Source organism: Pseudonocardia bannensis, assembly GCF_012911875.1.
In the GTDB taxonomy this organism is placed as follows: domain Bacteria; phylum Actinomycetota; class Actinomycetes; order Mycobacteriales; family Pseudonocardiaceae; genus Pseudonocardia; species Pseudonocardia bannensis.
The window spans coordinates 1-22,657 of the sequence record NZ_JAAXKZ010000063.1 but is presented as its reverse complement, the minus strand read 5'-3'; the positions used below and the strand labels follow the sequence as shown (position 1 = coordinate 22,657).

General features: G+C 70.2%; 22 protein-coding genes. 5 read left to right on the top strand and 17 right to left on the bottom strand.

What is annotated here, in order from left to right:
• The first annotated feature begins 162 nt into the window (after nt 1-162).
• A complete protein-coding gene (locus tag HF519_RS17260) occupies nt 163-1,722 on the top strand; it encodes a long-chain-fatty-acid--CoA ligase (RefSeq protein ID WP_169413989.1) in 1,560 nt (519 codons plus the stop codon).
• Between the two features lie 170 nt (nt 1,723-1,892).
• Complete coding sequence (locus HF519_RS17255; RefSeq protein WP_169413988.1) at nt 1,893-2,390, top strand: STAS domain-containing protein; 498 nt, start codon at nt 1,893-1,895, stop codon at nt 2,388-2,390.
• Nucleotides 2,391-2,493: 103 nt separating this feature from the next.
• Here HF519_RS17255 and HF519_RS17250 read toward each other — a convergent pair whose 3' ends face one another.
• The 16 genes from HF519_RS17250 to HF519_RS17180 all read right to left on the bottom strand — a co-directional run bounded on the left by HF519_RS17250 (nt 2,494) and on the right by HF519_RS17180 (nt 16,582).
• Nucleotides 2,494-3,063 (bottom strand): MEDS domain-containing protein, encoded by a 570-nt coding sequence (locus tag HF519_RS17250; protein WP_169413987.1) that lies wholly within the window; start codon nt 3,061-3,063, stop codon nt 2,494-2,496.
• Between the two features lie 428 nt (nt 3,064-3,491).
• Nucleotides 3,492-4,091 carry an MEDS domain-containing protein gene (locus HF519_RS17245; RefSeq protein WP_169413986.1) on the bottom strand — a complete coding sequence of 200 codons (600 nt, stop codon included), beginning with the start codon at nt 4,089-4,091 and terminating at the stop codon, nt 3,492-3,494.
• A gap of 41 nt (nt 4,092-4,132) precedes the next feature.
• Nucleotides 4,133-4,552: a hypothetical protein gene (locus tag HF519_RS17240; RefSeq protein WP_169413985.1), complete on the bottom strand. Its 420-nt coding sequence runs from the start codon at nt 4,550-4,552 to the stop codon at nt 4,133-4,135.
• A gap of 258 nt (nt 4,553-4,810) precedes the next feature.
• On the bottom strand, nt 4,811-5,455 hold the full coding sequence (phoU, locus tag HF519_RS17235) for a phosphate signaling complex protein PhoU (RefSeq protein ID WP_169413984.1): 645 nt from the start codon (nt 5,453-5,455) through the stop codon (nt 4,811-4,813).
• Nucleotides 5,456-5,670: 215 nt separating this feature from the next.
• Nucleotides 5,671-5,793, bottom strand: coding sequence for a hypothetical protein (locus HF519_RS32435; RefSeq protein WP_281358555.1), 123 nt, complete (start codon nt 5,791-5,793; stop codon nt 5,671-5,673).
• Between the two features lie 20 nt (nt 5,794-5,813).
• Nucleotides 5,814-6,560, bottom strand: coding sequence for a FadR/GntR family transcriptional regulator (locus HF519_RS17230; protein WP_169413983.1), 747 nt, complete (start codon nt 6,558-6,560; stop codon nt 5,814-5,816).
• Between the two features lie 153 nt (nt 6,561-6,713).
• Nucleotides 6,714-7,661 carry a sugar kinase gene (locus HF519_RS17225; protein WP_169413982.1) on the bottom strand — a complete coding sequence of 316 codons (948 nt, stop codon included), beginning with the start codon at nt 7,659-7,661 and terminating at the stop codon, nt 6,714-6,716.
• Complete coding sequence (locus HF519_RS17220; protein ID WP_169413981.1) at nt 7,658-8,281, bottom strand: bifunctional 4-hydroxy-2-oxoglutarate aldolase/2-dehydro-3-deoxy-phosphogluconate aldolase; 624 nt, start codon at nt 8,279-8,281, stop codon at nt 7,658-7,660. The genes HF519_RS17225 and HF519_RS17220 overlap by 4 nt, the downstream gene beginning before the upstream one ends.
• Nucleotides 8,282-8,294: 13 nt before the next feature.
• Entirely contained in the window at nt 8,295-9,185 is an 891-nt protein-coding gene (locus HF519_RS17215) for an SMP-30/gluconolactonase/LRE family protein (RefSeq protein ID WP_211170160.1), read from the bottom strand.
• Entirely contained in the window at nt 9,182-10,366 is a 1,185-nt protein-coding gene (locus tag HF519_RS17210; protein WP_169413980.1) for a mandelate racemase/muconate lactonizing enzyme family protein, read from the bottom strand. Before HF519_RS17210 ends, HF519_RS17215 begins: the two co-directional genes overlap by 4 nt.
• The gene (locus tag HF519_RS17205; protein WP_169413979.1) at nt 10,366-11,064 is read right to left on the bottom strand and encodes a gluconate 2-dehydrogenase subunit 3 family protein; all 699 of its coding nucleotides are present in this window, start codon (nt 11,062-11,064) and stop codon (nt 10,366-10,368) included. Before HF519_RS17205 ends, HF519_RS17210 begins: the two co-directional genes overlap by 1 nt.
• 38 nt (nt 11,065-11,102) lie before the next feature.
• On the bottom strand, nt 11,103-12,773 hold the full coding sequence (locus HF519_RS32945; protein ID WP_169413978.1) for a GMC family oxidoreductase: 1,671 nt from the start codon (nt 12,771-12,773) through the stop codon (nt 11,103-11,105).
• A 112-nt stretch (nt 12,774-12,885) separates the two neighbouring features.
• Nucleotides 12,886-14,547 (bottom strand): GMC family oxidoreductase, encoded by a 1,662-nt coding sequence (locus HF519_RS17195; protein WP_169413977.1) that lies wholly within the window; start codon nt 14,545-14,547, stop codon nt 12,886-12,888.
• A 43-nt stretch (nt 14,548-14,590) separates the two neighbouring features.
• Nucleotides 14,591-15,232 carry a gluconate 2-dehydrogenase subunit 3 family protein gene (locus tag HF519_RS17190; RefSeq protein WP_169413976.1) on the bottom strand — a complete coding sequence of 214 codons (642 nt, stop codon included), beginning with the start codon at nt 15,230-15,232 and terminating at the stop codon, nt 14,591-14,593.
• A gap of 39 nt (nt 15,233-15,271) precedes the next feature.
• On the bottom strand, nt 15,272-15,796 hold the full coding sequence (locus HF519_RS17185) for a type 1 glutamine amidotransferase domain-containing protein (RefSeq protein WP_169413975.1): 525 nt from the start codon (nt 15,794-15,796) through the stop codon (nt 15,272-15,274).
• A gap of 84 nt (nt 15,797-15,880) precedes the next feature.
• Nucleotides 15,881-16,582 (bottom strand): cysteine hydrolase family protein, encoded by a 702-nt coding sequence (locus HF519_RS17180; RefSeq protein WP_169413974.1) that lies wholly within the window; start codon nt 16,580-16,582, stop codon nt 15,881-15,883.
• Between the two features lie 344 nt (nt 16,583-16,926).
• Between HF519_RS17180 and HF519_RS17175 the strand changes: the two genes are divergently transcribed.
• Nucleotides 16,927-17,958, top strand: coding sequence for an LLM class F420-dependent oxidoreductase (locus tag HF519_RS17175; protein ID WP_169413973.1), 1,032 nt, complete (start codon nt 16,927-16,929; stop codon nt 17,956-17,958).
• Between the two features lie 12 nt (nt 17,959-17,970).
• Here the strand turns inward: HF519_RS17175 and HF519_RS17170 are convergent, their stop codons facing one another.
• Nucleotides 17,971-18,426, bottom strand: coding sequence for a nuclear transport factor 2 family protein (locus tag HF519_RS17170; RefSeq protein ID WP_169413972.1), 456 nt, complete (start codon nt 18,424-18,426; stop codon nt 17,971-17,973).
• A 310-nt stretch (nt 18,427-18,736) separates the two neighbouring features.
• Between HF519_RS17170 and HF519_RS17165 the strand changes: the two genes are divergently transcribed.
• Nucleotides 18,737-22,435: a multifunctional oxoglutarate decarboxylase/oxoglutarate dehydrogenase thiamine pyrophosphate-binding subunit/dihydrolipoyllysine-residue succinyltransferase subunit gene (locus tag HF519_RS17165; RefSeq protein ID WP_438826405.1), complete on the top strand. Its 3,699-nt coding sequence runs from the start codon at nt 18,737-18,739 to the stop codon at nt 22,433-22,435.
• Nucleotides 22,436-22,438: 3 nt separating this feature from the next.
• Complete coding sequence (locus HF519_RS17160) at nt 22,439-22,642, top strand: DUF6104 family protein (RefSeq protein WP_169413970.1); 204 nt, start codon at nt 22,439-22,441, stop codon at nt 22,640-22,642.
• Nucleotides 22,643-22,657: the final 15 nt, after the last annotated feature.

The window sequence follows — 22,657 nt, the reverse complement described above, 5'->3', positions numbered from 1 at the left end:
CCGACCACCAGGGGCGCTCCTCGTCAATGCCCCATATTTCGCCCCATATTTCGCCCCGGGGGTATCCGCGGAGATCCCTTTCGTCGGGTCCGTCACGCACGCCCGGCCGCTACGATCCGTCGCAACCGCCGTGTGCCCCCCGCCACACTCCAGGGAGCTCGCATGACTCTTCAGTCGACCGACGTCTCAGCGCTGCTCGCCCGCTGGGAGACCGAGCGGCCCGCCGACGAGGCGATCCGCTTCGAAGGTGTCACGCGGACCTGGGCCGAGCTGGCCGACCGGGTCCGCCGGGTGGCCGGCGCGCTGCGGGCCGCCGGGCTCGTCCCCGGCGACCGCGTCGCGGTGCTGGACCTCAACCATCCGTCCTGCCTCGAGCTCACCCTCGCCTGCGCGCAGATCGGTACGGCCAACGCCGTCGTCAACTTCCGGCTGGCCCCGCCGGAGATCGTCTACGTCATCAACGACGCGAAGGCACGCATCCTGTTCGTCGGCCCGGAGTTCGCCGGGGCCGTCGCCGGGGTCCGCGACAAGCTGCCCGGGGTGGAGCGGGTGATCCACGTCGGCGGCGAGCAGGACGAGTACGAGGCGTGGCTGGCCGCGCAGGAGCCCGACCCGCAGGTGCACCCCTCCCGGCCGGACGACTGCTTCGTCCAGCTCTACACCTCGGGGACCACCGGCTTCCCCAAGGGCGCGATGCTGACCCACCGCGGCATGCTCGCCCACTCCGCGAACGTGGCCGAGGACTTCGAACTGTCACCCTCCGACGTCGTGCAGGTCGCGATGCCGCTGTTCCACGTGGGCGGCACGAGCTACGCGCTGCTCGCGCTCTACGGCGGGGCCCGGATGGTGATGGCGCGGACGCCCGATCCCGCCGCGGTGCTCGACATGCTGGAGCGCGAGAGGATCACCCACACGTTCCTGGTGCCGGCGCTGATGGCCGCGATGACCCAGGTACCGGGAGCCGCCGAGCGGGACTTCTCGTCGTTGCGCGCCCTGTCCTACGGCGCCTCACCGATGCCGCTGCCCGTGATGCGGGCCTGTCTGGAGCTGTTCCCGGACAGGATGCACCAGGTCTACGGCATGACCGAGGCGTGCGGCGTGGTCAGCTCGCTGGGCCCGCAGGACCATTCCGACCCGGCCGTGGCCCACCGGCTCATCTCGGCGGGCACCCCGATCCACGGCGTGCAGATCGAGATCCGCGACCCCGGCACCGGCGAGGCCCTGCCGACGGGCGAGCCCGGCGAGATCTGGGTGCGGACCGAGCAGCTCATGGCCGGGTACTTCGGCAAGTCGGACGCGACGGCGGCCGCGATCACCCTCGACGGCTGGCTGCGCTCCGGCGACGGCGGGCACATGGACGCCGACGGCTACATCTACGTCACCGACCGGATCAAGGACATGATCATCAGTGGCGGGGAGAACATCTACCCGGCCGAGATCGAACGGGTGCTCGCCGAGCACCCGTCCGTCGCCGACGTGGCCGTCATCGGGGTACCGGACGAGCGCTGGGGCGAGGTGCCCAAGGCGGTCGTGGTCGCCGCGCCGGGGCAGACCGTCGACGAGGCGGCACTGCTCGCGTACTGCCGGGAGAACCTGGCGTCGTTCAAGTGCCCCAAGTCGGTCGACGTGCTCGACGAGCTGCCCCGCAACCCCACGGGGAAGATCCTGAAGAAGGACCTCCGCAAGCCCTACTGGGAGGGCCGCGACCGCACGGTCGTCTAGCCCGATCACGGGTTTCCGTGGACTGAGCTGCGATAACGCCGTCTGCTCGGAGCTCGGCGCAGTACGACGGGCGCCCAGCCACACCCGGGTGTAGACCGACGACGGGACGCCCCTCCCCGACCGCCGCGCCGGGAACAGCCGGCCATCCGGCGCGGCCCCGAACTCCTCAAGTGCGCCGCCCACGGCGGCGCGGGCCGGCTACGCCGGCCCACGCTTCACCGGTACATCGCCCGCGATCGAATCAGGTCCTCAGCAGCGTTTCCGCGCTCTGCACGAGGGTACGGTTCTCGGCTGCCGCATCGATCTGGAAGCCGACCATGCCTGACCCACCCGATCAGCCTGTCCCGGAGCCGCTCACCATCGACCTCGAACACCCGAGCACGAGCACGATCGTCTGCACCGTCCGAGGCGACATCGACCTGGCCACCGAGACGACCTTCCGGGCCGGCCTCGAACGAACCGTTGGTACCGCTCCCACGATCGTGGTCGATCTCGGCGAGGTCACCTTCATCGGCTCGATCGCCATAGCGATCATCATCGACGTCCTCCAGAGGCTGAGCGACTTCCAGACGCTCAAGGTCGTCACCGGACGGAGCAGCGCAACGGTGTTCGACATGATCGGGCTCAACGAAACAGCCGACTGCTTCCCGGACCGCTCGACGATCTGAGCGAGGCCCGGAGGGACGCCGTGCTCCCCGGCCAGTACCCGGAAGCAGGGCGAGGAACGGCTCACCGACCGGCCTTCGGAGGCGGGTGTCGCCCCCGACGCCGTCACCGGTCGAGGAACTCCTCGGGTGGGATGTAGTAAGGGTTGTTGAACGGCACACCGTCGAGCAGCACCTTCGGGTGCGTCCGCACAAGATCCATGACCAGGGCACCGTCAAGGGTGCTGACGTCGTACAGGCACAAGATCGCTGCCGGGTAGCGGCGGGAGAACCCGTTGAGCCTCATCTCATACCGCAGGAGCTGGGCGATGCCCGACAACTGCGGCATCCACCAGTTGGCCTCCGCAGCGAGGCGGGCGAACGCGTATCCCTCCGCCCCGAGGGCGGACGACAGCACAGCCCGCCAGAAATCGATCATGTTCTCGATCGACAGCTCGTCGGGTGAGCCGATCATGTCAGCCGCTCCACGCACCTCCAACTGGCGAGAGGCCAGCCATCGCTCCACCTCGGCCCGGCTCCCCAGACCTCCGACCAGGCCGCTGGGGTCCGGATCGCTCAGCGCGACCAGACACTTGTGCCCCTCGACCAGGCCATCGCGCAGGAACGACAGCAGTACCTCGTCGCGCCACCGGGTCGAGGTGTGCAGTGCGCAGACGTGATCACCGCCCGGTTTCATCGGCTCCCACCCAGGAACAAGCCATGACATGTCTCGTCGGCGCCCCAGCGGCCCGACGCTCCGTCGTCGCCGACGCCCGCGGCGACCGGCACCCACGGCGCTCCGCGAAGGACCCCTCATTCCGGAGGTGCCCGGGCGCCGTTGGCTGCACCGGAGACGGACCGGCCCTGCTGCTGAGATGTCCGACGAGCCTCCGGCCCCGACAACGGTCCTCGGATTACCGACCGCGCACAACCCCGGCAGACCGCCGCGGTGAGAGACACCGCCGAGGCAGCTCAGAGGCATCGCCGCGGGGCTGCTCAAGATCCTTGTGAAGGACCTCCGCAAGCCCTACGGGGAGGGCCGCGATCGTAGCGTCGTCGGCGCCGGCCGGGCCACCGTCCTCGGACTCCGACCGGCGCGCCGGCTCATCCCGGTTCGGGACCGGATCAGGTGCCGAAGGGAGATCGAGCGCGAAAATGCTCAGGGCCCAGGTAGTACGGGTTCTCCATCGAGGTACCGGGGAGGAGCAGTCGCGGGTGCGTCCGGATGAGGTCGATGATCAGGCTGCCGTCGTCGGTGCCGATCTCGTACAGGCACAGGATCGAGACGGGCTGGCGAGCCGAGAACGCGTTGAGCGCGGCCTCGTAGCGGATCAGCTCGGCGACGTCCGGGAGCCGAGGCATCCACCCGCCGACCTCGATGGCGAGCCGGACGAAGGGAAATCCGCCCACAGCGAGAGCGGAGGAGACGACACGCTCCCACAACCCGAGCACGTTCTCGACCGAGAACGCCTGGGACGAGATGAGCATGTCGGCGGATCCGTGCACCTCCAGCTGCTGTGCGGCCAGCCAGCCGCCGAGCGTGGTCGCGTTCCCGAGACGCCCGATCACGACCACGGGGTCGGGATCGGTCAGGGCGACCACGCACTTGTCGCCGCGGCTCAAGCCCTCGTCGAGAAACGGCAGGAGTACCGCATCGCGCTCATGGACCGAGTCGGTGAGCGCGCAGGCGTGATCGCCGGCCTCGACGGCTCCGGTCCAGCCCATGGTCAGCCTCGATCAGCCCCTTCACCGGCCCGCCCGGTCGCCTACGGGTCGTCGATGAGTACTCGGACAGCCATCATGTCGCGGGCATGTGACACCCCGACGCGGTGGGCGGCGCCGTATGCCCTCCACGCAGTCGTGCCGGCTGCCGGTTCACTGCTCGCGTCAGGCGGATGGCCCGGGCCGGCGGCCGGATGCGCGTCGCCGAGGCTGACGTGGCAGACGAGCCGGCCAGGGTCCTGCCAAAGGTCCCAGTTCCCGCCCCCACGATCGATCGCCTCCTCGGCGATCTCGCCGGCGGCGCGGCTGAACTCATGGGCCGCAAGCTCGGGCACCCATTCCCGGGCGACCGTGTAGGTCAACCACCGGAGATCCTTCAGCGCCACCGCATCGAGGCGGCCCCGCGCCCACAGGGGCGGGAGATCTTCCCTGACGTCGCTCTGGAGGTCGCGCTGCCCGGTCATCGCCGTGAGGCCTTGTCCGTGCAGGACCTTCCTCGGCCCGACCCCGCTACGCTCCGCATGGTCATACCGCTGTACCTCGCCAGCGATCTACCGTTCCTCCGACATCCACCCCGCAGATCCGTGCCATGGGGGCAGGTCCGCGACAGGTGCCCACGACACCACGACCCGGCGACCCCATGTTATTCCATTCACGTCCCCGGCGGGAGACCGCGACGAGGATCCTGCGGGCGCCTGCTCCCGTGGCGCCACCGGGTCACGTCATCTCGGAGTGGTGCCGGTGACGACGAAGTCCAGGCGCCGGGTCACGGCGACGGCCTGGTCGGCGAAGCGCTCGAAGAACCGGGACAGCAAGGCCACGTCGACACCGGTCTGCACCGGGTAGGGAGAGTCCTTCCGGCTGACCGCGGTCAGCAGGCCACGGTGCAGTTCGTCGGTCCGGTCGTCGGCTCGTTCGCGCTCCACCAGCTGGCTCTGGAGGGGGTTGGCGATCGTGTGCTCGATCGCGCGGGCGGCATGGACGGCGAGACGTCCCATCTCCGCGAACGTGCCGCACAGCTCCGGCGGGACCGCCGGCTGCGGGTGGCGGCGTCGCACGATCTCGGCGACGTGGCGGGCGAGATCGCCCATGCGTTCGATCTTCTCGGCAGCCTGGATCCCGCTGACGAGCAGCCGCAGGTCACGGGCCACCGAGGTCTGCGAGGCCAGCAGGGAGAAGGCCCGATCCTCACATCGCGCGCGCAGCACGTCGAGCTCGCTGTCACCGGCTATGACCCGCTCGGCAAGGGCGAGATCGGCGCCCACCAACGCCCGGGTCGCCTGCTCCATCGCGTCCCCGGCCAACCTGCACATCGCGGCGAGATCGACCCCGAGCTGCTCCAGCTCGCCGCCAAACGCCACCCGCACACCGCGACCCTACGCCCCGGGCTGCCGGTCACGGATGATCCGGCGCCGCGCGCCCTCGGGCATGTGTCAGGGGAAACGGGCGCTGTCGGCACTACTGCCACTACTCCTGCGCGAGCCAGCGGAGCAGTTCGGACACATCGGGATGGATGCTGAAGGATGCCGCCGGTCCGGTCAGCTCGAGCAGCCGCTGCCTGCTCCACCAGGCAGGCCCGCAGCTACGGCGCGGTGAGGATGTCCGGTTCACCGGCCATCTCGACGAGCACGACGTCGTGACGGAGATGACGACACCCCAGACGCAGGTCCGGATCCGGATCGATACCGTTGATGTGGTCGCCCATCGGGCCGTCGCAGCTCGGGTTCAGGATCCCGACGCCGCACTCCGGCCCGCCGGAGCCGAGTGCTCCAGGTGCGCGACGATGTCACGCTCGACGTCCCGGATGTGCCGCACCGCCGCGGTCCGGGCATCGCGGACCCGTCGTCCGACGACCGCCTCGACGATCGCGCAGTGCCCGGAGTGGGCACCGTCGCGGCGCCCGGGCAGCCCGACGACCTGGTGGGAGTAGTCGACGAACAGTGGCTCGATGGTGGAGTACAACTTGATCAGCAGCCGGTTCTTCGTCACCCGTGCGATCGCGCGGTGCAGGTCGGCGTCGAGCCCGACGAACGCCGCGTCGCTCAGACCGGGGTCCGCCATGGCCGCGATGATGCCCTGGAGTTCGGCCGCCTCGTCCGGGGTGATGCGCTGGGCCGCCAATCCGGCCGCGTCGCGTTCGAGCGTGATCCGGACCTCGAACAGCTCCGGGACCGTGAACTCGTCGAGCACCAGCAGCTCGGACAGGTCGGGCGCCCGGCGGGTGTTGCTGACGACGAACACGCCGACCCCGTGGTCGGTACGGAGCAGCCCGTTCGCCTCCACCACGCGGATCGCCTCGCGCATCGAGCTGCGCCCGACGGCGAACTGCTCGGCGAGCACCCGCTCGGGCGGGAGCTTGTCACCCGGCGCGTAGTCCCCCCGCGTGATCATCAACTCGAGTTGCTCGGCGACGGAGTCCGCAACCTTCAGCCGGCGGACGGGCTCGATGCCCCCGCGAGTCGTTCCGGTCATCTCGCACCCTCCTCTCGTGTCGGCCGCTGTCCCGTTCCTGCGCACAACCGCTCAACGAGGGTGACCAGTGGTCCGGTGGTCTGAAAAGTAATGGTAGGCATCTCGCTGTCAAGCGGGCGCGGGGCCGACGCACCCGGGATCGCCAGGACGTGGTCATGGAGAGCCCAGCAGCAGCTCGCGGCGCGGCAGCACCTCGTCGGGGACGATCGCGCCCGGGCGGCCGACCACGATGGCAGCCAGCCGGTGCCCCGCCGAGGCCGCCTGCCACGGCGGCTCGCCCCGCAGCCGCGCGGCCAGGTACCCCGCGTTGAAGGAGTCACCGGCCGCGGTCGTGTCGACGACGGCGACCCCGGATTGCGCCGGGACCGTCACCGCCGCCTCGCCGCCGGCGACCACCAGGCACCCGTCCGACCCGTTCTTGATCACGACTTCGGTGATGCCGAGAGCGGCCAGGCGGATCGCGCACGCCTGGGCGTCCCGGTCACCGAACAGCGCCTGCTCATCCTCGAAGGTGGGCAGGTACACGTCGGTCAGCTGCAGGGTGCGCTGCACCGCCGCCCGGGCGGCGGCCACGGTGGGCCAGCCGCGCGGGCGGTAGTTGCTGTCGAACACGACGCGCCCGCCGCGGGCCCGGCCCGCCGCCAGCGCCGCCCACAGCCGCTCACGGGCCGGCTCGGAGAGGATCTGCAGCGTGATCGCCGACAGGTAGACGACGTCGCTCTCGACGACCGCCTGGTCGATCCGCTCCGGCGAATCGGCGTCGAACAGGCGCCGGGCGGGCGATTCGGACCGGTGGTAGGTGAAGCTGCGCTCCCCCGCGCCGTCGGTCCGGACGAGGTACAGGCCGGGCGAGTGCCCGGGGACACGCTGCACCAGTCCGGTGCCGATGCCCTCCGCGGCGACGGCTGCCAGCAGCCGCTCGCTGTACCAGTCGTCGCCCACCGCGGTGACGTAGTCGATGCTCACGTCCTGCGCCGGCGTGCTGCGTGCCAGGTAGACCGCGGTGTTGAAGGTGTCCCCGGCGAAGCCGAGGGCGAGTGTGTCCTCGCCCCGGTGGGTCAGCTCGACCATGCACTCACCGATGGCGGCCACCCGGGTCATGACCGCCCCGCTCCGATGAGGTCGCGCAGCTCTGCCACCTTCGCCTCCGGGTCGTCGGCGGCGTACACGTCACTGCCCACGCCCACCGCGAAGGCGCCGGCGTCGAGCCATGCGGCGACGTCGCGGACGGCGATGCCCCCGGTGGGGATGATCCGGGCCCCGGGCAGGATCGACAGCACCGACTTGAGGTACTGCGGTCCGCCGAGGTGGGCGGGGAACATCTTCGCGATACCGCGATCGGCGGCGGCCCCGATCTCGGCCGGGGTGATCCCGCCTTCGACGAAGGGCACGTCCGCCGCGGCGGTGATCGCCCGCGCCGCCGGAACCGGATGCGGGCTCACCAGGAAGTCCGCGCCGTGCGCCAGCGCGGCCTCCGCATCGGCCGCGGTGCGCACCGTGCCCAGCCCGACCACGGCGTCCGGCGCCTCGGCCTTCACCGCCGTGACGAGGTCCGGCCAGCCGGGGATCGTCGCGGTGAGTTCGAGGACGTCCAGGCCCGCCGCGATCAGCCGCAGCGCGATGACCCGGCCGGCGTCGGCGTCGGGCGCCCGGAGGACCGGGACGATCCGTGCGGTGCGGATGCGATCGGCGATCCGCTCCTGAGCCGCGGACAGGGTCATGGCTGGTTCCTCCTCAGAACGCCCGGATGCCGGGAACCCGGGTCCGGAACCGGTAGAGCGTCGTGCTGGCACAGACGTAGAGCGAGCACATGTCGTCGTCGCCCCAGGTGAAGTTGGCGGTGGTCTCCGGGACCCCGATGACGCCGAGCGGCTGCCCCGCGGGGTCGAACACGTGGATCCCGCCCGGCCCGCAGCCGAACAGGTTTCCGGCGCTGTCGATCTTGAGGCCGTCGGGCTCACCGGGGCCGGCGCCCGTGGTCCGCGCCCAGACCTCGCCGCCGGTCACGCCGCCGGCGGTGAGCTCGAACCGGCGGATGTGCATCCGCTCGGTGTCGGCGACGAACAGGTAACGCTCGTCGAGCGACAGGCACAACCCGTTGGGCCCCTCGACGTCGTCGGTCAGCAGCTCCAGGCCGCGGCCGCCGAGCCGGTAGACCCCGCAGAAGGGCAGCTCCCGCTCACGCGGCACCCCGTAGGGCACGGCGCGACCGTAGCCGGGATCGGTGAAGAAGATCGTCCCGTCGCGGGCCACGACCACGTCGTTGGGGCTGTTCAGCTCCCTGCCCTGGTAGCGGTCCGCGAGGGTGACCAGCGAGCCGTCCGCCTCCCGCCGGACCAGCCTGCTGGTCGCGTGCTCGCACGTGAGCAGCCGGCCCTGCCGGTCGTAGGCGTTCCCGTTCGCCATATGGCTGGGGTCGCGGAAGACCCTGACCTCGCCGTCGGCCGACAACACCGACATCCGGGCGGCGGGGATGTCGCTGAACACCAGCGACCGCTCGCCCGGGTGCCACACCGGGCCCTCGAGGAACCGGAACCCCGTGACCACACGGCGCAGCGGCTCGTCGGCCACGACGTCGTGCAGCCGGGGGTCCCGGACCTCGAGGGCGGACCTGGTGCCGGTCACCGCGCCGAATCTCTCCGGGCGCCCGGGGGGAGCGCACCACCGGTGGGTCGTGCGGCGTCCGCGGACACGGCGAACCGCTCGTCGGCGCCCGCGGCGAGCTCGACGCCCAGCCCGGGCGCGTCCAGCGCCGCCAGGTACCCGTCGGAGACCACGAGCGGGTTGACCAGCATCCCGTCCCAGCCCGGACCGCCGTAGGCGTCGACCTCGATCAGCGGGGTGTTCTCGCAGGCCAGGATCATGTGCAGGCCGGCGGCCAGCGCGATGCCGGTCCCCGAGGAGCACGCGATGTGCGGCACGCAGCTGAGGTTCCACGTGCTGGCCAGGTCGGCCACCCGCTTCGCCTCGGAGATCCCGCCGACGCTCGTGGCGTCGGGCTGGAGGATGTCGAACGTCCGCCGGGTCACCAGGTCGATGAACTCGAACCGGGTCAGCAGGGACTCCCCGCCGGAGAGCTTGATCGACACCCGGTCGGCCAGCCACGTGTGGTCGTCGACGTACTGGGTCAGGCTGCGGGAGAGGATCGGCTCCTCCAGCCAGGCCACCCCGAAGGCCTCGAGCTCGCGGGCGAGCTGCAGCGCGCCGCGCCGGTCGTAGGACATGTTGGCGTCGACCGCGATGTCGATCCCGGTGCCGACGGCGTCGCGCACCGAGCCGACCAGCTCCACCGCGCCGTCGATGTCAGCGGTGACGCGCAGCTTCATCGCGGTGAAGCCGTCGCCGACGGCCAGCTTGGCCTCGTCGACGATCTGGTCCACGGGCTTGAGCGACGGCGCGAAGTAGGCCCGCACCTTCGGCTTGGAGGCGCCCAGCAGCCGGTAGACGGGCTGGCCGCTGATCTTTCCGAGCAGGTCCCACAGCGCGATGTCGACGCCGCTGATCGCATACGTCTCGATGCCGCGGCGGCCCCACATGTGGGTCGACTCCAGCATCTGCTGCCAGATCGCGCCGATGTCGCGGGGGTCGCGCCCGATGAGCATCGGAGCGAGCTGGTGGTTGATGATCGGCCCGACGGTCGAGAAGTACTCCGAGGAGAACCCCGCCTCGCCGATCCCGACGAGCCCCTCGTCGGTGGTGACGCGGACGACGATGCCGCCCTTCGTCCCGACCACCATCGCGCCCCACCGCAGCGGTTCGTCGAGCGGAGAGCCGAGGGGTGTCGCCTCGACGGCGGTGATCTTCATCAGCCGGCCTTGCCGAGGTGCGGGACGAGCTCGTTCCAGTCGTACTCCTCGACGAAGTACTCGGTCGTGCTGTACGTGCCGTCCATGGTGTCCTTGAGCGACTTCGGCCCGGGGAAACCGATGATCTTCCAGCCGATCTGGTCCTTGTTCCCGCCGTAGACCGGGTCGCAGTAGAAGCCCTGGCGGGTGTGCAGGCACAGCGCCTCGAAGAACGGCAGGCCCTGGTCGAACGTGCCCTGCAGGAACGTCCCGACCGCGAGGCTCGAGCCGAGGGTGACCGGACCGGGCTTCGGCGCGCCGGAGAAGGCCTCCAGCACGAGGTCCTGCTCCGACTCCCCGAGGTCCTTGAAGGCCTTCGAGAACTGGTCCCGGGCGACGGCGTCGAGCGCCTTGATGCCGTCGCGGTAGGTCTGCTGCATGTCGAACATGCGCGCCCGCCAGGCGTCGGCGAACTTGCCGGTCAGCTTGAGGAAGCCGCTGCCGTCGGCGGCGGCGAAGATGTAGTCGATGCCCGACAGGTAGCGGTCGATGAACACGACGACGCGTGCCTCGCGGGCGCCCGGGTCGTGGTCGGTGGGGATGATGCGGGCGGCGGCCGCCTCGATCGTGTCCCACTCGTGGTCGGTGAAGAACAACCGCTCGTCGGAGTCGGGGTCGATCGGGGAACCGACGATCTCCCAGTCAGCCTTCAGGGTCACGACGTCCTCCTTTCCTAGGGGTTGACGGGGCTGTCGGGTCAGCCGGCCAGCGTGATGTGCTCTTCGCGGCCCTTGGACCAGACGTCCGCGATGTACTCCGACACGCGCCAGGCGTTGGCCATCATGGTCAGCGTCGGGTTGACGCCGGTCGAGGTCGGGAAGCAGGACCCGTCGACGACGAAGAGGTTGTCCACGTCGTGGGACTGGCACCACTCGTTGAGCACCGTCTTCGACGGGTCGGTGCCCATGCGCGCGGTTCCGTGCTGGTGGCAGGTGTTGCCGGTCATCCGGTCGAGATAGACCGGGACGGTCTTGCGCGCGCCGGCCACCTGCAGGATCTCGGCGTTCTTGTCGACCTGCCACTTGCTCATGGCGACGTCGTTGGCGTGCGGCTTGTGCGTGATCCGGGCGACCGGGAGGCCCCAGGCGTCCTTGACCGTGGGGTCGAGGTCGACGCGGTTCGACTCGACCGGCATGTCGTGCAGGATCGCGCCGATCTTCATCGCGAAGTTGAAGTAGCTGCGATCGGCATCCTTGAGCGACTGCCCCCACTGGGGCCGGCCCGGGAACACCCAGTTGATCGGGTGGCAGGTCTGCGAGGCCGAGATCAGGCAGCCACCGATGTGTCCGCGGTTCTCGTCGGTCTCGTAGAACTCGAAGGTGCCACCGCTGATGTAGTTGCCGGCCCAGCCGTGCAGCGGGTCGTCGATCTCCTGGTCGAACAGGCCGACCGCGAAGACGTACTCGTGGAAGGTCGCGTTCTTACCGACCATGCCGCTGGAGTTGCCCAGGCCGTCGGGGAACTGCGGGGACTTCGACATCAGCATCAGGCGGGCGGACTCGATCGCCCCGAGGCCGAGGACGACGACCTTCGCCTCCTGGACGACCTCGTTGCCGTCCGGGTCGATGTAGACGACGCCGGTCGCCCGGCCGTCCTTGCCGACGGTGATCTCGCGGACGAAGGACTCGGACCGCAGCTCGAAGTTGCCGGTCGCGACCGCCTCGGGGATGAAGGTGGTCAGCGTGTTCGACCGCGCGGTGCTCGGGTCGCCGTACTGGTTCCAGAAGCTGGTGGTGTTGAACGGGTCGCGGCCCTTGTGGTTGTTCGTCACCATCGCGTGCGGAATGGGGAAGCCGTTGATCCCCATCTTGTTGCAGGCCTCGTAGAAGCGCTTGCCGAACTTCGTCGGGCGCAGCGGCTCGCTCGGGTAGGCCTTGCTGCGGAACGGCTCGTACTTGTCGGCGCCGGCGATGCCGGAGATGCCGAATTCCCACTCGACCTTGGTCAGGTAGGGCTCGAGGTGCTCGTAGCGGATCGGCCAGTCGGCCAGGCTCGCGCCCTCGATGTCACCGTGCAGGCTGCGGACCATGAAGTCCGACTCGCGCGGGCGGGGTACCCAGCCGGCCCAGTGGTTCGTGCCGCCACCGACCAGCTGCGGGGTGGGCGAGAACGGGAAGCGCTCGGCGGCCGAGGTCTCGTCGTGCCGCAGGGTCCGGGGGAACAGGTTCGGGTCCGGCCACAGGTAGTTGCGGTTGACGAACTTGAGCTCGTCGCCGGAGTAGTGGTCCTTCGCCGACAGCCACGGGCCGCGGTCGAACCCGACGACCTTCAGGCCGGCCTCGCTGAGCACCTTGGCCGCGGTGGCCCCGGTGGCACCGAGGCCGACGACGATCGCGTCGACCTGATCGGGCTTCTTGGCGTGACGCACAATGCTCTCCTCTCCGCATCGGCAGCGGTGCCGAGGCGCGATGACGTGCCCGAAGTCCGAGGGAGAGCGCCCTCGGACGGGCGGAAGGGGAAAGGGAGGGAAGCCGAGTCCGCTACAGACCGGGGGCGTCGGCGTTGCTCGGGGTCGTCGTCTGCGACGCGATGTCGCGGTGGCGACGCTTGATGTACTCCGCGGCGCGGACCGCGACGGCCTGCAGCGTGCTGGTCGGGTTGACCGCGGCGCCCGTGGTGAGCGCGCTCGCGTCGGCGATGAACAGATTGGGCACGTCCCAGGTCTGGTTCCACTTGTTGGTGACCGAGTCCTCGGGGGTGTTGCCCATCCGGCAGGTGCCCATGATGTGCCAGCCGGGCGGCGGCCCGTCGATGCCGCCGATGCCGGTGGTGGCGGTGTCGATGACGCCGCCGGCAGCCGCCGCGGCCTCCTGGGCGCGCTCGAGTCCCCACGCGACGAGCCGGCGGTCGTTCTCGTGCAGGTCGTAGTGCACGTGCGGCGCGGGCAGGCCGCTCGAGTCCTTCACCTCGGGGTCGAGCGTGACCCGGTTGGTGCGGACCGGCAGGTCCTCGCCCTGCACGTAGATCAGTGCGTGCCGGCCGAAGTGCTCGTTGAAGAACCTGCGGTGCCCCGCGCCCCAGGGCGCGATGTTGCCGGTGTTGGTCCCGAGCGCGCTGGTGGCGGCGCCCAGGGCGGTGCCGACCTGCAGCGAGAACCCGTTGACGAAGCCCCGGGACGGGTCGGTGTCGTAGAACTCCTGGCTGTAGAGCACGGCGGGCTCCGGGCCCTTGAAGCCCTCCAGCGGCTCGTCGAACCAGAAGTCCACGAAGGACCAGCTGTGGAACATCAGGTGCGTGCCGACGAGGCCGCCTGAGTTGGCCAGCCCGTCCGGGTGTCCCTTCTGGGCGGACATCAGCAGCAGCCGGGGCGTGCCGATGGAGTTCGCGGCCAGCACGACGATCCCCGCGCGCACCTCGTGGCGCTGCCCGGTGACCCGGTCGATGTAGGTGGCCCCGGTCGCGCGGCCGTTCTTCGTGTTGATCTGCTCGACCCGGGCGTTCACGCGCAGGTCGACGCCGTTGCGCAGGGCCTTGGGCCAGTACGACACGTCGGTCGACGCGATGGAGTGCCGCGGGCAGCCGGCCAGGCAGAAACCACAGTCGTTGCAGGCCAGCCGGGCGTCCTTGGCCCGGGTGAGGATCGCGTTGTCGGCGGGCCACCAGTGCCAGCCGAGCTTGTCGAAGCCCGACCCCATCTTGTGCCCGACCTTGCCCCCGCGGCTCGCCGGCCCCCAGCCCTCGGGGCGCGCCGGGTTGCCCGGGTCACCGGTCCGCCGCGCGACGCCGATCTCGGCGTCGTTGATCGCGTAGAAAGGCTCGAGCTCCTCGTAGCTGATGGGCCAGTCGATCGTGCCCTCGACGCCGTGCTCGGTGCCCTTGCGGAAGTCGACCGGCTTGAACCGCGGCCAGGCCCCGGCGTAGTGCAGGGTGGAGCCGCCCACTCCGGTGTAGATGTAGGGCGTGGTGTTCCCGGTGGTCGGGTAGTCCTCGGGGAGCTGGCGGACGTTCGGCTCGAACGACCAGCTCCGCCGGCGCTCGATCTCCCAGCCGTCGTAGGTGTGCGGGTGGTCCATCGCGTGGATCCAGTCGCCCTGCTCGAGGCAGACGACCTTGAGCCCCCCGTCGCTGAGCCGCTTGCTCATCGCGCCGCCGCTCGCACCCGCCCCGATCACCAGGACGTCGGTCTCGGTGTACGCCGCCATCAGCTCTCGGTCTCCTGCATCTCAGATGTGGTACGCATCCGGCTCACCCGCCCGACGGGGCGGGCAGCGGCTCGGTGGTCTCGAGCGAGACCTGCGCCTGGCGGGGTGCGGTGGTCAGGGGGAGGTCGGCGGGGATCTCGACCCGCCGGACGTCCTCGGTCCGGATGTACGTGCCGCGCACCCGGCTCAGCAGCTCGTCGTCCCAGTCGTCCATGACGTCGGAGTAGCCGTAGGGCTGCGGCGAGTTGCGGTAGTCCTTGGCCGCGGTCAGGTTGCGGTTCATGGCCCGGATGACCTCGGGCCGCGAGTAGTACGCGTGGTAGACGACGTCCCGCAGGCGCGTGAAGAACTCGGCCTCGTCGCGCTCCAGCCCTTCCAGAACCGCCACGCGCTGCGCCGAGGTCGAGTCGACGAAGCCCTGTCCCAGCGCGTCCAGCCGGACGCGGAGCTCGTCCTCCCCGAAGAAGGGGAACCACTTCGGCTTCACCCCCGACGGCGCCACGTACCGGGCGATGAACGAGATCACGTCGACCTCGCTGGGCGCCGGGAAGCCCTCCCCACCCGGGATGAGCTCGTCCGCCGCGGCGTTCAGGACCGCAGCCTGCGCCTCGGTCAGCCGGACACCCGGGAGCCAGCCACCCAGTGGGGGCCTCGCATCATGGGAGGTCAGGCTCAGATCAGTCACGTTCCCTCTCCTTTGCGGGACGTCGTCGACCGGCGTCGGTCAGACGCGCTCGAGGTAGCTGACGATGGCCCGGCCGAAGTCGGGCAGGTCGACCGGCGTGCGGGAGGTGATGACGTTGCCGTCCTCGACGACCGGCTCGTCGACCCAGGTGCCGCCGGCGTTCTCCACGTCGACCTTGATCGGCAGGTAGCCGGTGATCTTGCGGCCCTTGGTGGCGCCCGCGGAGGCGAGCATCCAGCCGCCGTGGCAGATCGCGGCGACCAGCTTGCCGGACTCGTAGGCGTCCTTGACCAGGTCGACCATCTCCTGGTGCAGGCGCATGTTGTCCGGCGCGAACCCGCCGGGGATGACCACGGCGTCGAAGTCGGCCGCCGACACGTCCGCGGCGGCGGCGTCCGCCGCCATCGGGTAGTGCTCCTTGCTGTCGTAGCTGTCCTTGGTGCCGCTGCCGATCACACGGACATCGGCGCCGGCCTCCTGCAGGCGCAGGTAGGGGTACCAGCCCTCGAGGATCTGGTACTCGTCCTCGATCAGCAGGGCAACACGCTTACCGGAAAGCGACATCTCACGTCCTTTGTCGTCGGTCGTCAGGGGTGATGGAGCGGGTGGAAGTCCGGGGCCCCACCCCGCGCGGGGCCCCGGAGGCGCTCAGGCGCCGATGAGCTCGAGGAACTCGATGCTGGTGCGCACGTCGCCGTGGTTGGCCTGGATGTTGCGCAGGGCCTCCCAGTGCTGGCCGTAGCCCAGCGGGTCGTCCTTGCCCGACGGGATGGCCGCGGTGGTGTCGGCGAGAACGACGATCTTGAAGTCCTGGTTGCAGCCGTCGATCGCGGTGGCGATCTGGCAGTTGCCGGTGGACAGGCCCGCGACGACGAGGGTGTCGCAGCCCGCCTTGCGCATGTACTCGGTCAGCGCGGTGCCGTAGAACGAGCTGAAGCGGTGCTTGCGCATGACCGGCTCGTCGGGCAGCGGCTCGAGCTCGTCGACCAGCTCGTCACCACCGTTGCCCCAGCTGCCGGGGAAGCTCGCCAGCTGGCCCTCGAGGCCCCACTTCTTCTCGGCGTGCCCGGCGTCCTTGCCGTCACCGCGCAGGCCCCACAGCGACCACACGACCGGGATGCCCTTCGCCCGGCAGGCCTCCAGCACGTTGACGACGGGCTGGATGACGTCCTTGCCCTCGGGGGCGCCGCCGACGCTCGGGATGTACATCGCGCCACCGGGCTCCGCGCACGCCTTCTGCATGTCCAGGACCAGCAGCATCGTCTTCTCGGGGTCGATCGTCGGCGCGACCCAGTTCGAGCGGTCGATGTGGTCGTCGATGTGCTGGTAGGTGTAGTCGAGCGAAGACATCGCTGCTCCCTTGCGTGATGTGGTCGTTGCTCCGTGCCGTGTGCTGACGGGCGGTTCAGGCGGAGCGGCCGGCACCGCGGCACGCTCGTTCGAACTACGTCCTCCCGACCCCAGACCGGTGATCCGTTCTCCAGAGGAGGGGATTTCAGGTGATCTGGTGGTCTGAACACTAGCCGCGACTGCGCGGGTGGTGTCAATACTCCATCCGGGATCCGTTCTCCGGCGGCTCGCGTGCCCGCGGGACCGGGCCTCGTGCGGCGGGTCCGAGGCCCTCGGCGCCCCGTGGCCGCGCACCCCCGCGCGTTACTTGACTGGCGAGTAACTCCTGCGTTAGGACCACACCCATGAAGCTGTCCACGCAACTCCAGTACGGCGACGACCCCATCCGCAACGCCGAGGCGGTGGTCGCCCTGGAGCAGGCCGGCCTGGACGTCGTCTGGGTTGCCGAGGCGTACAGCTACGACGCCGTGTCACTGATGGGCTACCTCGCGGCCAGGACCGAGCGCATCGAGATCGGCTCCGGCATCCTGCCGATCTACAGCCGCACCCCGACGCTGACCGCGATGACCGCGGCCGGTCTGGACGCCCTCTCGGACGGGCGCATGATCCTCGGCCTCGGGGCCTCCGGCCCGCAGGTCATCGAGGGCTTCCACGGCGTCGTCTACGACAAGCCCATCGCCCGCACCCGGGAGATCATCGACATCTGCCGCAAGGTCTGGCGTCGCGAGCGGCTGACCCACGACGGGCTCTACCCGATCCCGCTGCCCGAGGGCCAGGGCACCGGGCTGGGCAAGCCGCTCAAGCTGATCAACCACCCGAAGCGCGCCGACATCCCGATCTGGGTCGCCTCGCTGGGCGACAAGAACGTCGAGATGACCGCCGAGCTCGCGAACGGCTGGCTGCCGCACGTGCTGATGCCGGAGAAGGTCCGCGAGGTGTTCGGCCCCGCACTCGACGCCGGGTTCGCCAAGCGCGCCCCCGAACTGGGCCCGCTGCAGATGACCGGCGGCGGGATCCTGGCGATCGAGGAGGAGATGTTCGCGCCGGCCCGCCAGCTCGCGCGCGGCATGTACGCGCTCTACATCGGCGGCATGGGTGCCCGCGGTCGCAACTTCTACAACACCGTCTTCCGACGCCAGGGGTACGCCGACGAGGCCAAGCTGATCCAGGAGCTCTACCTCGACGGCAGGAAGGAGGAGGCGGCGGCCGCGCTGCCCGACGACTTCATCGACCGGGTCACGCTGATCGGCCCGCCGTCGTTCGTCAAGGAACGGATCGCCGCGCTGCGCGAGGCCGGCGTGACCCACCTGCACGTCAACCCCATCAGCGCGGACGCCCCGAAGGTGCTCTCCCAGGTCAAGGAGTGGATCTCCTAGCCCGTCCCGTACTCACCGCAGCGGCTGCACGGCCCCGCGCTCGGACTCCGGGCGCGGGCCGTGGATCCGCCGCTCCGACTCCTCGATGCGCACGTCGTTGATGCTCGCCTCGCGGCGGCGCATGTACCCCTCGTCGTCGAACTCCCACAGCTCGTTGCCGTAGCTGCGCCACCACTGCCCCTCGACGTCGCGGGACTCGTACTGGAAGCGCACGGCGATGCGGTTGCTCTCGAACGCCCACAGGTCCTTGCGCAGGGCGTAGTCGAGCTCCCGCGCCCACTTGCGACGCAGCAGGTCGGCGATCTCGGCACGCCCGGTGACGAACTCGTCGCGATTACGCCACACGGAGTCCTCCGAGTACGCCTGCGCCACCTTCTCGGGGTCCCGGGTGTTCCAGGCGTCCTCCGCGGCCTGGACCTTCTGCGCTGCGGTGTCGGCGTCGAACGGTGGCAGGGGCGGACGGGCCATGGATCGCTGACCTCTCTCGGCGCGGCATCCCGGGAGACCCGGGAATGATCTCACCGCGAAGTGTGACCCGGAACGCGCCCGAGGGCCAGTGCCACCGGCCACGCCGCCGATCCCGACGTCACGAACGTGCGCTCCACCACGCCGACCCCCGCGTGCGGTACCCGGCCGCGCGGCTCGGGGACTAACCTGAGCGCCGGTCATCGGCGAACACGATTGAGTTATGCGATCCAAGGCGGTTGAGAGCGTGTCCAGCAGCAGTACCTCCAGCCAGGCGAGCCAGTTCGGCCCCAACGAGTGGCTCGTCGAGGAGATGTACCAGCGCTTCCTCGACGATCCTTCCGGGATCGACCCCGCGTGGCACGAGTTCTTCGCCGACTACCGCCCCGGCGAGACCGACGCCGACGGGCCCACCAGGACCCCCGACAGCAGCGACACCACCCGCGAGGCCGCGGTGTCCGCCCCGACCACCCCGGCAGCAGAGCCCGCCGAGCCGACCGAGAAGCGCCGGGTTGCCGACCGTCGCGCGATGGACACCCCTCCGGCCAACGGCAAGGTCGCGCAGGCCGACGGCGCCACCAAGGCCCCGGCCACCGGCGGGGGCAAGCCCGCCGCCGGCAGCACCTCGCAGGCCGCCAAGCCCGCCCCCACCGGCAGCGACGGCGCGGTGACCCCGCTGCGCGGCGCCGCGAACGCCGTGGTCAAGAACATGAACGCCTCGCTCGCCGTGCCGACGGCCACCAGCGTGCGCGCGGTTCCGGCGAAGCTGCTCGCCGACAACCGGGTCGTGATCAACAACCAGCTCAAGCGGACCCGCGGCGGCAAGATCTCCTTCACGCACCTGATCGGCTACGCCGTCGTGAAGGCGCTGTCCGACGTCCCGGTGATGAACCGGCACTTCGTGGAGACCGACGGCAAGCCCACGGTCGTCCAGCCCGAGCACGTGAACCTCGGTCTCGCGATCGACCTGCCGGGCAAGAACGGGCAGCGCTCCCTCGTCGTCGTGTCCATCAAGGGCTGCGAGACGATGACCTTCGCCCAGTTCTGGTCGGCCTACGAGGACATGGTGCGCAAGGCGCGCAACGGCAGTCTGACCGCGGAGGACTTCGCGGGCACCACGATCAGCCTCACCAACCCGGGAACGCTCGGCACCAACCATTCGGTGCCGCGGCTGATGCAGGGCCAGGGCGCGATCATCGGCGTCGGGGCGATGGAGTACCCCGCCGAGTTCCAGGGCGCGAGCGACGAGCGGCTCGCCGACCTCGGCATCAGCAAGATCATCACGCTGACGTCGACATACGACCACCGGATCATTCAGGGCGCCGAGTCCGGCGACTTCCTGCGCCGGGTGCACCAGCTGCTGCTCGGTGAGGACGGCTTCTACGACGAGATCTTCACGTCGTTGCGGGTGCCCTACGAGCCCGTGCGCTGGGTGCAGGACATCCCCGAGGGCGAGGTCGACAAGACCGCCCGGGTGCTGGAGCTCATCGAGTCCTACCGCACCCGCGGGCACCTGATGGCCGACACCGACCCGCTGAACTACCGCCAGCGCCGCCACCCCGACCTGGACGTGCTCAGCCACGGCCTCACGCTCTGGGACCTCGATCGGGAGTTCGCGGTCGGCGGCTTCGGCGGGCAGGCGCACATGAAGCTGCGCGATGTGCTCGGCCTGCTGCGCGACTCCTACTGCCGCACCATCGGCACCGAGTACATGCACATCGCCGCCCCCGAGCAGCGCACCTGGCTGCAGGAACGCATCGAGGTCCCGCACCAGAAGCCGTCGCCCGCCGAGCAGAAGTACGTCCTGTCGAAGCTCAACGCGGCCGAGGCGTTCGAGACCTTCCTGCAGACCAAGTACGTCGGGCAGAAGCGGTTCTCCCTGGAGGGCGGCGAGACCGTCATCCCACTGCTCGACGCGGTCCTGGACAAGGCGGCCGAGGACGAGCTCGACGAGGTCGTCATCGGCATGCCGCATCGCGGTCGGCTCAACGTGCTGGCCAACATCGTCGGCAAGCCGATCAGCCAGATCTTCCGCGAGTTCGAGGGCAACCTGGACCCGGGCCAGGCGCACGGCTCCGGCGACGTGAAGTACCACCTGGGCGCCGAGGGCAAGTACTTCCGGATGTTCGGCGACGGCGAGACCGTGGTCTCGCTGGCGTCCAACCCCTCGCACCTGGAAGCCGTCGACCCGGTGCTCGAGGGCATCGTGCGGGCCAAGCAGGACCTGCTCGACAAGGGCGAGGGCGGCTTCACCGTGCTGCCGCTGCTGCTGCACGGCGACGCGGCGTTCGCCGGCCAGGGAGTGGTGGCCGAGACGCTGAACCTGGCGCTGCTGCGCGGCTACCGCACCGGCGGCACGGTGCACGTCGTGATCAACAACCAGGTCGGCTTCACCACCGCCCCCGAGCACTCGCGCTCGTCGCAGTACTGCACCGACGTGGCCAAGATGATCGGCGCTCCGGTCTTCCACGTGAACGGCGACGACCCCGAGGCCTGCGTCTGGGTGGCCAAGCTGGCGGTGGAGTACCGGCAGCGCTGGAACAACGACGTCGTGATCGACATGCTCTGCTACCGGCGCCGCGGCCACAACGAGGGCGACGACCCGTCGATGACCCAGCCGGCGATGTACGACGTGATCGACGCCAAGCGCAGCGTCCGCAAGATCTACACCGAGTCGCTGATCGGCCGTGGCGACATCTCCATGGAGGAGGCCGAGCACGCGCTGCGCGACTTCTCCAACCAGCTCGAGCACGTGTTCAACGAGGTTCGCGAGCTGGAGAAGACCCCGGCGGTCGTGAGCCCGTCGGTCGAGCAGGAGCAGTCGGTCCCGACCGACCTGGACACCTCGATCCCGCTGGAGGTCGTCCACCGCATCGGTGACGCGCACGCCAACCTGCCCGAGGGCTTCACGGTGCACCCGCGGGTCAAGCCCGTGCTGCAGCGGCGCTACACCATGTCGCGCGAGGGCAACGTGGACTGGGCCTTCGCCGAACTGATCGGGCTCGGTTCGCTCGCCATGGACGGCAAGCTGGTCCGGCTGTCCGGCCAGGACTCCCGGCGCGGCACGTTCGTGCAGCGGCACTCCGTGGTGATCGACCGCAAGACCGGCGAGGAGTACTACCCGCTGCGCAACCTGTCGGAGGACCAGGAGCGCTTCCTGCCCTACGACTCGGCACTGTCGGAGTTCGCCGCGGTCGGCTTCGAGTACGGCTACTCGGTGGCCAACCCGGACGCACTGGTGCTCTGGGAGGCGCAGTTCGGCGACTTCGTCAACGGCGCGCAGTCGATCATCGACGAGTTCATCTCGTCCGGTGAGGCGAAGTGGGGCCAGATGTCCGACGTCGTGCTGCTGCTGCCGCACGGTCTCGAGGGCCAGGGCCCGGACCACTCCTCGGGCCGTATCGAGCGGTTCCTGCAGCTGTGCGCCGAGGGCTCGATGACGGTCGCGGTGCCCAGCGAGCCGGCGAACTACTTCCACCTGCTGCGCCGGCAGGCCCTCGACGGGGTGCGCCGCCCGCTGGTGGTGTTCACGCCGAAGTGGATGCTGCGCGCCAAGCAGGTCGTCAGCCCGCTGTCCGACTTCACCGGCGGCCGGTTCCGCACGGTCATCGACGACCCGCGCTACCGCACGAACGACGGCCCGGCCAGCGACGTGCAGAAGCTCCTGCTGTGCAGCGGCAAGCTCTACTGGGAGCTGTCCGCGGCCCGGGACAAGCGGGAGATCACCGACACCGCGCTGGTCCGCATCGAGCAGCTCTACCCGCTGCCCGACCGTCAGCTCGCCGCGGTGCTGGAGCGCTACCCGAACGCCCGCGACATCCGCTGGGTTCAGGAGGAGCCGGCCAACCAGGGCGCCTGGCCGTACTTCGGCCTGGAGCTGCCGGACAAGCTGCCCGAGCGCCTGTCGGGGCTCAAGCGGGTCTCGCGGCGGCGGATGGCGGCCCCGGCGGCCGGCTCGTCGAAGGTGCACGAGGTCGAGCAGGCCGAGTTGATCGACAAGGCGTTCAGCTGACCGATGTACTTCACTGATCGCGGCATCGAGGAGCTCGCCGAGCGGCGCGGCGAGGAGCAGGTCACGCTGGAGTGGGTGGCCGACCGGCTCCGCGCGTTCGTGGACCTGAACCCCCGGTTCGAGGACGCCGTCGAACGGCTGGCGAGCTTCCTCGCCCGCGACGACGCCGACATCGACGACGCCCTCGGCTACGAAGAGCCCGGCTGACCCACCCCCACACCC